The sequence below is a fragment of the Prosthecobacter fusiformis genome, from assembly GCF_004364345.1.
GTDB lineage: Bacteria > Verrucomicrobiota > Verrucomicrobiia > Verrucomicrobiales > Verrucomicrobiaceae > Prosthecobacter > Prosthecobacter fusiformis.
The window spans coordinates 739600-751592 of record NZ_SOCA01000003.1; the positions used below are offsets into that span (position 1 = coordinate 739600).

Annotated in this window: 12 protein-coding genes; all 12 read left to right on the top strand. The window is 46.7% G+C overall.

Going from position 1 to position 11993, the window contains the following annotated elements:
• Positions 1–73: 73 nt before the first annotated feature.
• Entirely contained in the window at positions 74–994 is a 921-nt protein-coding gene (locus tag EI77_RS12315) for an NAD-dependent epimerase/dehydratase family protein (RefSeq protein WP_166647213.1), read from the top strand.
• Positions 995–998: 4 nt separating this feature from the next.
• Positions 999–2111, top strand: a complete 1113-nt coding sequence (locus tag EI77_RS12320; RefSeq protein ID WP_133795557.1) for a glycosyltransferase family 4 protein — start codon at positions 999–1001, stop codon at positions 2109–2111.
• A gap of 144 nt (positions 2112–2255) precedes the next feature.
• Entirely contained in the window at positions 2256–3239 is a 984-nt protein-coding gene (locus EI77_RS12325; RefSeq protein WP_166647214.1) for a glycosyltransferase family 2 protein, read from the top strand.
• 26 nt (positions 3240–3265) lie between these two features.
• Positions 3266–4249 (top strand): hypothetical protein, encoded by a 984-nt coding sequence (locus EI77_RS12330; RefSeq protein ID WP_133795559.1) that lies wholly within the window; start codon positions 3266–3268, stop codon positions 4247–4249.
• A gap of 2 nt (positions 4250–4251) precedes the next feature.
• Positions 4252–5187 (top strand): hypothetical protein, encoded by a 936-nt coding sequence (locus tag EI77_RS12335; protein WP_133795560.1) that lies wholly within the window; start codon positions 4252–4254, stop codon positions 5185–5187.
• Between the two features lie 537 nt (positions 5188–5724).
• Entirely contained in the window at positions 5725–6300 is a 576-nt protein-coding gene (locus EI77_RS12340; protein WP_133795561.1) for a hypothetical protein, read from the top strand.
• Between the two features lie 328 nt (positions 6301–6628).
• Entirely contained in the window at positions 6629–7702 is a 1074-nt protein-coding gene (locus EI77_RS12345) for an acyltransferase family protein (protein WP_133795562.1), read from the top strand.
• A 2-nt stretch (positions 7703–7704) separates the two neighbouring features.
• Positions 7705–9006: a glycosyltransferase gene (locus EI77_RS12350; protein WP_133795563.1), complete on the top strand. Its 1302-nt coding sequence runs from the start codon at positions 7705–7707 to the stop codon at positions 9004–9006.
• A complete protein-coding gene (locus EI77_RS23990) occupies positions 9003–9542 on the top strand; it encodes an acyltransferase (RefSeq protein WP_133795564.1) in 540 nt (179 codons plus the stop codon). The genes EI77_RS12350 and EI77_RS23990 overlap by 4 nt, the downstream gene beginning before the upstream one ends.
• A gap of 32 nt (positions 9543–9574) precedes the next feature.
• A complete protein-coding gene (locus tag EI77_RS12360; RefSeq protein WP_133795565.1) occupies positions 9575–10303 on the top strand; it encodes an FkbM family methyltransferase in 729 nt (242 codons plus the stop codon).
• Positions 10303–11121 carry a hypothetical protein gene (locus tag EI77_RS12365; protein ID WP_133795566.1) on the top strand — a complete coding sequence of 273 codons (819 nt, stop codon included), beginning with the start codon at positions 10303–10305 and terminating at the stop codon, positions 11119–11121. The genes EI77_RS12360 and EI77_RS12365 overlap by 1 nt, the downstream gene beginning before the upstream one ends.
• An 81-nt stretch (positions 11122–11202) precedes the next feature.
• The gene (locus EI77_RS12370) at positions 11203–11943 is read left to right on the top strand and encodes a TylF/MycF/NovP-related O-methyltransferase (RefSeq protein ID WP_133795567.1); all 741 of its coding nucleotides are present in this window, start codon (positions 11203–11205) and stop codon (positions 11941–11943) included.
• Positions 11944–11993 lie beyond the last annotated feature (50 nt).

The window sequence follows — 11993 nt, forward strand, 5'->3', positions numbered from 1 at the left end:
ATTTTACATGGTGTCAAACTAATGTGGCATGTTATTTTCAATAAATTTACGGCACCGTCTGCTATTTAGAGGTATGTCCAGAAAAATATTTGTAATTGGTGGAGCGGGCTTTATCGGGAGCGTGGTTTCTAAAACTTTGTTGAACTCGCATGACGTTGTCGTTTGTGATTCAGCGGGCCGCTTAAGAAACCTGGGAGTTAAAGTTCCTGACAGTGTTAATTATGATTTTGGAGCGGATTCTCCGAAGAGAATTTCGTGTGAAAGGGGTGATGTGGCAGTGATCTTTTCCTGGAGGGGTTATCCAGCAGCACATGAGAATGACCCACTCGGGAAATTAATGATCAACTTAGACCATACACTGAAATTGGTTACCTGGTTAGTTGAACAAGGTGTTTCTGACTTGATTTATGCATCAAGTGGTGGAGCCGTTTATGGCGATTGTGGGTGCGAGCCGGTAAATGAAGCCACTCCATTGAAACCAGTTGGCTTTTATGGTATCGGCAAGGCTACTGCCGAAATGTACATTCGTAAAGTGTTGTGTGAAGCCAAAGTACGCTATATCATTCTGCGCATCGGAAACGCTTACGGACCGGGACAAATCGCTGACAATCTATCGGTCGGATTGATTGCCAAGGCTGTGGTCGCAGCGTGCACAGGAAGACCGCTTGAGCTGTGGGGGACGGGAGAAAAACGCCGCGATTATATACATGTCGAAGACATTGCAACAGCAGTCAGAACTGTGATAGACACACCATTGCTTCCAGCGGGAATCTATAATATTGGGTCGGGTAAAGCATTTTCAAATAAGGAGGTGATTGCAATGGTTAGAGCCACGCTTGAAATGGCGGTTCCGATCATCGATCGATCCGAACGGGGATTTGATGTCGGAAGCATTTGTCTGAGTACTCATGCCATACACGACAGAACTGGATGGAGGCCCACATGGACGATTGAGAAAGGGATTAAACAAATGGGTCTAATGTTGACTTCTTAAAAGAATGAAAATAGCTGTTATTTCAAATGTGTGTGGTTGCTCGTGGGCAGGCAGCGAAGAGGTTTGGTATCGGATGGCGCTAGCTGCACTGGCTGGGGGAGATGAAGTGACTGCTTGCCTGCATCGGGATTTGCACTCCGGAAATCCACTGGAATTATTCCGCGCAAGGGAGGGCCGCGTTTTGGCATGGCGAAGGGGACGCGTCGCGAGGATGGAGATGATATTCCAGACATTTCGGCCTAACTTCAGTGACGAGAAATTAGGAATGCCGGATTTAGTATTGCTATCCTGCGGCTCACTGCCCGCCATCACGCATGTGCCTGGTCTCATGGGCTATTTGCGTGGAACTGCAACCCGGTTTGCGGTGCTTTGCCTGTTTAATGCGGAAGCGCTCCATATTTCACCTTCAGAAAGGAACGACGTGGCATGGCTGCTGGAAAATGCCAAAAGCAGTATTTTCGTTGCAGCGCAGAACCGGTCTCTCGCGGTTCGTCAATTTGGTGTGAATTTGGACAATGCGGCGGTTCTCCACGGTCCGCTTCGCGAGTTATTTGACCAACCCGTGCCAATGCCTGGAGAGGCGGATGAGATTGTTTTTTCTTGTGTAGCCCGGCTAGACATACTCTGGAAGGCACAAGATATCCTCCTTGAGGTGCTAGGATCGGAATTGTGGAAAAACAGGACTTGGAAACTAAGGATTTATGGAGCCGGTGCAGATGAAAGCCATGTACGACACCTGGTGAAAATGTATGGGTTGCAGGAGCGTGTCTCTTTCGAAGGGTACGCCAATAATATGCGCGAAATCTGGAAGACCAGCCATGTCATGGTGTTGCCGTCACGAGGGGAAGGTACTCCCCTCGCCACCCTTGAAGCAATGATGTGTGGCCGTCCGGTCGTGACAACGGACGTTGGCGGCAACCGTGAGGTTCTGGAAGAGGGCATATCCGGATGGATAGCAGAGGCGGCTACACCGTATTCGTTTGGAAAGGCAATGGACCGGGCTTGGCAGGATAGAGCCCGGTGGGTTGAAATGGGTCGGCGCGCACATGATAAAGCTTTGGAAATTGCAAAACTTGAGCCTTCCCTGAAGCTGCTCGGCATATTGAAGTCTATTTAAGTGGTGGACTGGCTTTCGCGATTTTAAGCACAGCAAAAAAGGTATATATGAGACGAATGACAGAAAAAAATTGCGCGAATAGCATCGCTGATTGCTGCCTGCCGCTCAGTTATTTTTGGTTATGAATCATCCATTTTTCAGACATTGAGCGAAATTTCAGTTATCATTCCAGCTTATAATCGTGACTCGCTCATTCGAGACACGCTACTCAGTATTCTGGGTCAATCCGTTCCTGCATTTGAAATCATCGTGGTGGATGATGGTTCTACGGATCGCACCGCCGAGGTGGCGGAGGCATGTGGAAAAACGGTGCGAGTGATCCGTCAGACGAACGCTGGGCCAGCGGCCGCACGCAATCGCGGGTTCCGTGAGTCAACTGGTGATTATATCCATTTTTTCGATAGTGACGACATCGCGCTGCCCAACAAACACGAAGTGCAGTTAAGGGCATTGGAGCAAAGCGGTGCCGACATCGCCTATGGTCCCTGGATCAAAGGACGGATTAGCCAACGTGGTTTTGAACCCGAGAATGCAGTCCTGCAACAGCTCGGTCTTCCCAAAGGTGATTTGGTGCAAGCGTTGCTGACAAATTGGTCAATTGTCCCGCATGCCTGTCTGTTCCGACGTTCTATTGTTGAAAAGTCAGGTGGATTTCCCGAGCATCTGTATGTGGCAGAAGACCAGCTCATGTTCCTCCGGTGTCTTTTGGCCGGGGCAAGGGTCGTCCATTCTCCTGGAACGCTTGAGCTTTATCGGGTGGATAACAGCGATAAGCTCAGCACAGCGGATTCTAATCGCACGAGACACCTGACCCATTGGGCCCAGTTTCTGATAGATGCGGAGCATGAATGTGCAAAAAATGGAATCCGGGCGATAGATTGGTTTGGCTATCGCCGCCGACTGTGGGAAGCTCGGGAGTATCTTGTGAAAGATGAAGTAAAAGAAACAGATATAGTGTCTGAACTAAGCGATTTACTTGGTGGACCCGGGGGCGATTCGGTTTACTACTTCGAAAAAGTCTTTCAAAAAATCCGCAGGAGCCTCGGCCTAGGGCGTCAACACCCTAGCTTCGGGTGCGGTCCAATTGATGCCGATCAGGCAAGGATACTAGATGGTTTCACATGGTAGACGCTACCAAATGAAGATAATTAGAAATGGAACGCGACTTCACCGAAATACCTCTTAGGGATGAGATTCCTGGGCCTTTGCAACGGCGACTTGCCGCCTTATTTGAGAAGATCTGTTCAAGGCTCAACGGCTATAGTGGGGGGGGGGGGGAGAAGGTTTGGGAAAGGCATGAAATATGCGAAATGGATGTAGCGCATCAGGAGATTTGCCGTGCGATCAGCGAAGGCAGACCGTATGCCGTGGGGAGACTGGGCGGGGTCGAGGCAAGTGTCCTGATGTGGGCCTTGGGTATCAAAGCGGAAACTGGACTCTTGTCACAGCCCTTGGGATTCCTGGCAACCAGATTCGCTGCCACCAACGCCGGGATTCGGCCGAGAAACAAGCCTTCATACCGAACCTTCGCAAAGCTCTGTGAGGAAAGTCTGGAGATCCTAGATTGCCAAGGCGTTTGGAAAAACCCATACGAGGCATCATGCCTTGCGCTGTTACCCGAAAGGCGGCTTGTGGATGTTGAGACCCTCGCACCCAGTGACGTTCAGGGTGACCATTGGATGAATGCACTTGAGGGAAAAAGAGTATTAGTGGTGAGCCCGTTTGCTTCCACCATTCAAAGCCAGATCCCGAAGTTGGGCAGAGTTTGGGAAAAAAGAGGCTGGGTTCCAGGTGTCGAATTTACGGTCGTGTCTTTTCCATATCTTATTGATGAAAATTGCGATGAACCCTGGTGGCAGGTCTATACGCGCATCGCATCTGTCATTGCAAGTGCGGATTACGATGTGGGATTGTTCGGCTGCGGGGGCTTAGGTTTGCTTTTCGCTGCTGAAGCCAAGCGTTCAGGAAAGGTCGGGCTTCACCTCGGCGGGCATTTGCAGCTCCTTTTCGGCATCTATGGTAAAAGGCACCTGGAGCAGGAATGGTTTCGCAAAATGATCAATCAGGACTGGGTCCGGCCGATTTCGAGCGAAATCCCAAAAACCTCCCAAAGAGTCGAAAATGGTTGTTATTGGTGATAATGAAATCCATTCATAACAGGATAGTGTATTTGGCACTCGGAAATAGCTACGTCTCACAAGCGATTTTTTCCCTCCTTACGTTAGCACAGGTGTATCGTGGACAGAGGCCTGATATGGAAGTGGTCGTGTATTCGGATTCTTCGGCAAGCTTCCACGGTCTGCGGCGGTTCTTCGACCTAATGACGGTGGACGTCAACGGTGAGCGCCTGGTCAAGATGAAGGGACTTCACCGCGATGTCCTCAGAGCAAAAATCATGACGTTGCAGGAAACGATGGAGAGGGGGGACGCCAATCTCATCTATGTGGATACAGATACTATCTTTTTATGTAAAATCGACAGACTTTTTACTGAAATCGGATCAGGGCGACTATTTTTGCACAAACCTGAGTGGCCTTTGCGCAGGGGCCGCATGATTCATCCAGAACTTTGTCCTTCGGACATTTCCTTTGATTTGAAATCCGGCACAAAGATAAAAATCAGTGAAAGCTCAGTGATGTGGAACTCGGGTGTTGTGGGCATCAATGCGGGACGTAAGACACTCGTTGATGATGTTCTTTCACTGCATCACCAGTTTTACGCGATCTATCCGACCTGGCACGTCGAACAATTCTGTTACAGCCTGATTTTGGCTAACGCGGGTAATTTGAAGGGATGCCGAAAGTTCATCTTTCATTATTGGCATTCCAAGCAGATCACGTCACTGTATACCAATGTCGTTGAGAGTCATGCTAGCATAGACGAACGGACTTTGTTGAAAGCGGTAAACCGATGTAAAATCCGCATGATCTGGACGGGCCGAGCACTTTATTATGGTTACAGAATTAGGCTGTGGATTCGTAATCTGCCTGGTGTTTATATTTTATTTGTATCCGTGAGAGACCTGATTAAATACTTGTTCACTATAGCTTCTCAACAGACCCAATTTAAAAAATGATACCACTAAGCATAATTATCCTTAACTGGACGCATTTTCCTTTATTAGAAACATGAATGGATTCAAGCGCGCCGTGGTATAGTATAGTTAATTTAGCGAAGACCGATGAAGCAAGATGCCCATGGCTAAAATTTGATTATCGCCGTAGAATAGCGACAATTATCATCTTCAATGATTAAAGCCCCTAGTCCCGTTATGATTGGTGATGCAAATACCGCTAAAAAAAACCTTATTATTGGAGTAATTAAGGGATATGAGTACGGCGCCCTTAATAAATTTGTTAATTCCATCAAGAATACAAAATTTACAGGTGACGTTGTTTTACTTACTTCGAGTGTTAGTGACGAGACCATTTCTGAACTCGAGAGGCGGGGTATCAAGACTTGCGCATTTCAATATAGAGTTAATAGCGGGTCGATGAACTCCTGGAGCAGGTTTTGGCCAAAGATTAGGCCCTTGAAATCTATGATTCCATTTAAGATCATGAGATTCATCATGATGAGAATATTTCACCTAATGGATGTGAGACATTTTCACATGAGAGACTTCCTTGAACGAAATAAGGATAAATATGGATTAGTTCTGATGACAGATGTGCGGGACGTTGTTTTTCAGACTGACCCATTCGAAATTCCTCTTGGTGGAGACGTGGAGTTTTTTGAAGAAAGTTCTATTGTGAAAATTAAAGATTGCAGCTTCAACTCTGGAGCTATTCGAGAGAGATTTGGATCAGAAATCTTGCAGGAATGTCAGGATCAGCCTATCCATTGTTTTGGAACAGTGCGTGGATCAATTGGGGGTATTCTTTCATTCTTAAAGATGTATGAGGTTTATTGTATGGAAGCGATTCAGTATGCCACAGGAACGGCTGACCAGGGAATTCTAAACGTCATGATTAACAAGTTTTCCAGTTCATTTGATTTTGTGACAGTTCCAAACTTAACGGGTGCGGTTGCCACCTTGGGCTGGATGAAATACAAAGACATTCCAATCAATGCGGTGGGTGGTATTATAAATCCTATTAATGGAAAGTCTATTCCGATCATTCATCAATACGACCGTTTTCCACAGTTGGAGGACCTGGTAGAGCGTCAAACTTCGAATAAATATTAGAATGGCTTACTTTCACTTTCGGCATACTATTTAAGCATTTCCCAATGTACATCCGAATACGGCTAAAGCCAAAGAAATGGTTCGTTTCCAGATGCAGAGCGTGGTGAGGTCTGAACGAGGGGGCCAATGACCAAGTTAGAGAAGAATTAAGGGGCGCTAGAAGGTCTTAAAACATTAGCCAAGCACGCTATATAGAGATTGGCTCTTCAAAAATCTCGCTGTTCCGTAGCAAACTCAGAGCAGGTTGTGCCCATTCGATCTTTCGAACCGGATCCCTTTCCCAACAACTGTTTCGGCGAACACCAACAAGTCTAAATGGCTTAGATTAATGTTCGAACAACAAGCCAATATGGCGGTCCGTCAGATTGTGTCTCTGACTGGAGTTCGTTTTGTTGCAGCCTTCTGGGTTGTGATGTTTCACATTCAGGGCGAGCTGACGAAATTAATCCCTGGCATTACTCCGCTGAAACCTCTGTTTGATCAGGGACATTTTGCCGTACCTTTTTTCTTTATTCTCAGCGGCTATATTCTCAGTCACACATACTTTGGCCAGTATAAATTCAGAGATCATCCCCGCTTTATCTTAAATCGAGTCGCCCGTATCTGGCCTGTTCATTTTGCAACCTTGATGCTACTCATTGTTTATGTGATAGCTGCCAAGCAAATGGACATCCACATTGACATGGGAAATTATGATTTTTCCATGATTATTGCAGAACTATTCATGCTCCGTGGGTGGACCAGCGATCTGCTTTTGTGGAACTATCCAGCCTGGTCGATCCACGCAGAATTTTTTGCTTATTTATTTATTTTCCCATTATGTCATATTTTGTTCGGCCTGAGATGGAACATTTCTATGTTAATCTCCATTCCCTTCCTGCTTTTAGCAGTTCATGGCTTGGATTGGCATAATGGTTTACAGGGCTGTATTTTCGACATTATGCTTCCTTTTATTGCAGGCTCAGGGATTTACGCTCTCAAGCGCACAAAATCCACCAGTCATGCAAGCTTTGCTACATATATCGCGGTTGGTGGCATCTTTTTCGCCTTGAGTAACAATCATTTTTATTCAAAATCCTTGCTGTTCGTCTGTTTTGGATTGCTGATTTACGGTCTTTCTCACGAACAAGGGAAAATACACAATATGCTTCGTAATAAATATATCTGCTACGGCGGTAAAGTTTCTTACTCTTTGTATATGACGCATGGGCTGGTTCATATCTTGTATTTCTTCATTTATCCCCAATTGCCGCTTACAAACATGTACATTAAATACCTTGCGGCAATATTATTCGTGGCGGCAATTGCCGTGATTGCTATTGGTTTTTATCATCTGGTGGAGGAACCCAGCCACAGGCAATTGAAACCAAGCAGGCGGCATTTAAATGGAAAATCACCATAAACTTGCCCGGTAATGATAAGGTCGATTTTGAAGCTGAGCGCGTGATATCATTGCAAACAAAAACCTTAACCTGCTTCATCGTTGAAGATGCTTTGCGAGATAACAAGGGGCACTGGGGCGAGTACATAGCGACGTTCCGGCATGGACTCATCGAAACGGATGATTACGTGGAGATCCTTTGTGATTGCCATGCGGAAGAGTGGCTTGTGACTCAACTTTCTGCAAAGCCCGTTTTGCCGGATTCCATCTGGCATCGAATGGGTGATGGAGCAGGAAAAGTTATCCGGCTTGCACGCGTTCCACTTCATGCATGGCAAACTTTCCGGGTAATGCGGCGCTGGCTACGCGAAAACTCAAATGCTGACATTATATTTGTTCCCACCGTTCTTGTTCACCATCTTTTGGGTTGGTGGCTGCTGGCCCAAGGAACACTGAAAGAATCCCAGACCACGATTCTGCTTTTTTTCCCCAATACCCCAGTCAAATTGGGACCGACGGGGAAGGGGTTCCTTCCCACAGACCCGACGTCACGGTTGTTCGGGTGGCTTATCAAGAAACTGGCTACCGCTGTGAAAGAGAAGCGGGTCATTCTCGGAGCGGAGACGCGATCGATGCAGCAAGCGCTCGAAGAGGCCACCGGTGTGGCGTTTGTTTATCTGCCCCATCCTGTGCCGAATTTTGCCACCCTTGATTCTTCGGAGCGTCCTCTGACGATGGCCGTTTATGGGCCTGCGCGGCATGAGAAGGGGAGTGATATTCTTCAGGAAGCGATTGAGAAGCATTTGATAACCTTCCCGGAAAGCAAGACACGATTCGTGATTCAGTGGCTGGGCGATTTTCATGATGATGAGGGGCGTTTGGTGCAGAAGAGCCAGACTTTAGAAGCAGATGTTCGAGTGGAGTATGTAACGTCTTACTTCGAGCCAGGTGAGTATGCACGGCGTCTCGGGCAGACGGATCTACTTCTCCTGCCATATCGTTGCTCATCATACGATCTGCGCGTCTCCCGAGTGGTGATAGAAGCCATGGTTCATGGAATCCCTGTGATTGCCACCCGAGGAACGACGCTTGAAGAACAGGCTCAAATACACGGTGCCTGCATTCCTTGCGAAGATGGCTGTGCTGAGAGTCTGCAGAAGGCTATTGCACAAGCTGAGCAAAACATCTGCGCATTGAGATCATTGGCTCAAGAGCGAGCCCCAATGGCAAGGGAGCATTTTTCAGTAAAACATTTCAGGGATTTGTTGTTGCACAAAATTCCAGACGGTACAGGCGTTCACCCTCTCAGTCTTGAAACTCAATGACTAAAAGACTTTTAGCTGGTACTATCCTCGCATACATTTACAACGATTGGATTGGTAAGATGCCATCACGGATCGTTCGTCATGCCTTCCTGAACAAATATCTTGGGAAAATGGGTAGTGAAACGGGTGTGCAAATGGACTGCCGGTTTCTTAATGGGCGCAAAGTGTATATAGGAGATAGAAATGTCATTAACTTTGGATGCTTGCTGGATGGCAGGAAGTATGAGATTCATACGGGCAAAGATGTCTCCATCGGGCCTGAGGCGACTATCCTCACACTTGGACATGAACCCCAATCTTCAACTTTCGAGGATAAAGGCGGGGATGTGATTATTGGAGATCGGGTGTGGATTGCTTATCGCGCAATTATTCTTCCCGGTGTCACCATTGGTGATGGTGCTGTCATTGCAGCTGGTGCCGTTGTGACACGCGATGTCGAAGCCTATACGATTGTTGCGGGATCTCCCGCGAAAAAGGTCGGAAACCGAAATCGCGATCTTGAGTATCAATTATCATACGCTCCATGGCTCCAATGAATGCTTTACAAAAATTAATTATTCAATAAGTTATGAATATCAGGACTCTATTTCATCAAACAGTTCGGATTCCGCTCAAGAAATTTGGAATTCATGTTTGTGCCTCCCATAAATATCCAGTTTGCAGCGGAAGCCTGCTCGATTTAGCAGTTGCGGCGTTCCTGCCAACAATCGATGATTTTGTCGTTTGCCAGGTCGGGGCGAGTGACGGAAAAAGTTCCGATCCTCTTGAGCATCTGATTGACAAATATGAACTGAAAGGAATTTTAATTGAACCTCTACCCGGATCTTTTGAATTGCTGGCTAAAAAATACCATCGGTACGAAAGGATTACGTGCGTTAATTGTGCAATCTCAGACATCGAGGGTTTGGTGACATTTTACTGTCCGAAAAATAATGGTCGGACAGGTATCTCAGAATTTCAAAAATCGGGAATGACCAAAGTCTCACTGGTTAAAGCAGGAATACCTGAAAGCGACATTGAGGAGATTTCCGTCAATTCCAAAACTTTACCGCAAGTCATGCAAGACCAGGGACTCGCCAAGATAGACCTTCTTCAAATTGATACCGAGGGATATGATTACGAGATCGTTAAGCAGGGCCTTAAACTTCCAGCGCCCCCTGCAATAATACACTTTGAGACCATTCATCTTTCCAGATTTGACAAACTCAACAGTCGCCATGTCCTGACCGCAAAAGGTTATTCCTTGATTGAATCGGAAACAGACACTCTTGCCTACCAATTCAATCTTCTCACCTGATGATCAAATCTACTCCAATGAAGCTTGGTTTTGTTATCCCGCTCAAATCGAAGCGAGTGTCCCGAAACTGGAGGGCAGTGTGTGATTGTCTGGAGGCTACCCTTTGTAGCCTGAAGAACCAAAGTTCCGGGCAATGGTACGCTGTCGTGGTGGGTCATGAAAAACCTCCCCTTCAATGGGAGTCTTTGCCAGATAACATAGAATGGTGTAGTTCAGAGCATGAACTGCCTCCAATCCGCGAAGGCGGCAGTTTTACCAATCACACTGATTTCGATTATATTCTTGATATAAGGCGTAAAATATCTACGGGGATGCGTCATCTTCAGACGAAACAGATTTCGTACTGGTCCCTTCTTGATGCTGATGACCTCGTTCATCGTGATTTCGTTTTAACTCTTGATCAACTCCCTCATCAGGCGGGATGGCTGGTAAAATCGGGGTATTTGTGGTATCAAGACCTGCAACGATGGATGCCGACCGAACAATTAATCAACCTATGCGGATCAACAGCCATTATCAGTTCTTCCGTTTTTGAAGTTCCGTACTCCAACCAGGATACCGACCTGCACCAAATCCCATGGGGCAGGATCAGCCATAGTGGCATGGAAGATTTTCTCATTCCTTATTTGAAGGGTGCTGACCCTACTTTTCCGCTTGCAGGCATTGCCTACACACTTTCGCATGGAGACAACTGCAGCGATGAATTCCGTCATTCATACAAAGCCAGGATCAAATTGTGGATCAAAAAAAGATTGTTGACTCGGGCTCTGAATCCAGCTTTTGCCCGCGACTTCAGTATTAACTGTCAGTGTGACTAAATCAATAAAGCAAGGCTTCATGGTGGTTGATTAGCATTCGATCAGAATATCGCTCTTCAACCGTCAGCACCACAAATCTACATGATTAAAAAAATAATCGCATCCGCTCTCGATAGGCTTGGTTTGCAAGTGCGCAGAATTAGGCCCAGCTTGGCATTCGATGTTTCTTCCATTCCTGAGGGCGAACTTTATCGTCCACTTTTCTCACCCTGGCTCGCCAAGGGAGACTTCAGGCCTTATTATGATTTGGCTGCGCCCAAAACTCTCGTTTCTCCAGACCGGTGTTATGTTCTTTATACTCTCGTTCGTCAGGCTCTAAACATCAGCGGAGATGTATGGGAGTGCGGCGTGTACAAAGGGGGGACGGCCGCCATGATTGCCGCTCTTCTTAGTGACACAAAATCCTCCAAACGGCTTTATCTCTTCGATACCTTCGAGGGAATGCCAGAGACCGACCCCGAGAAGGACTTGCATAAAAAAGGTGATTTTTTGGATACTAGCCTTGAGGCAGTGACCCAGTATATCGGACATGACAATCTGTGCGTCGTACGCAAAGGTTTCATACCCGACACATTTATCGGGCTCGAATCGGAAAAAATAGCTCTAGCACATATTGATGTGGATATTTACAAGTCCATTTTGGATTGTCTGAATTTTATCTGGCCCAGGCTTTCAACCGGTGGTTTCATTGTATTCGACGACTATGGCTTTCCAAGTTGCCCTGGAGCCAGGGCTGCAGTTGACGATTTTTTCCGTTCGGAAATATGCATCCCTCTCTGCCTCTCTACTGGTCAAGCTTTGGTTTTCAAGTCCAAGGCCTGAGGGGGGACCTGAAGTTTTATTCACCACGTGGTCGGCTTTAAAAGCCGTTA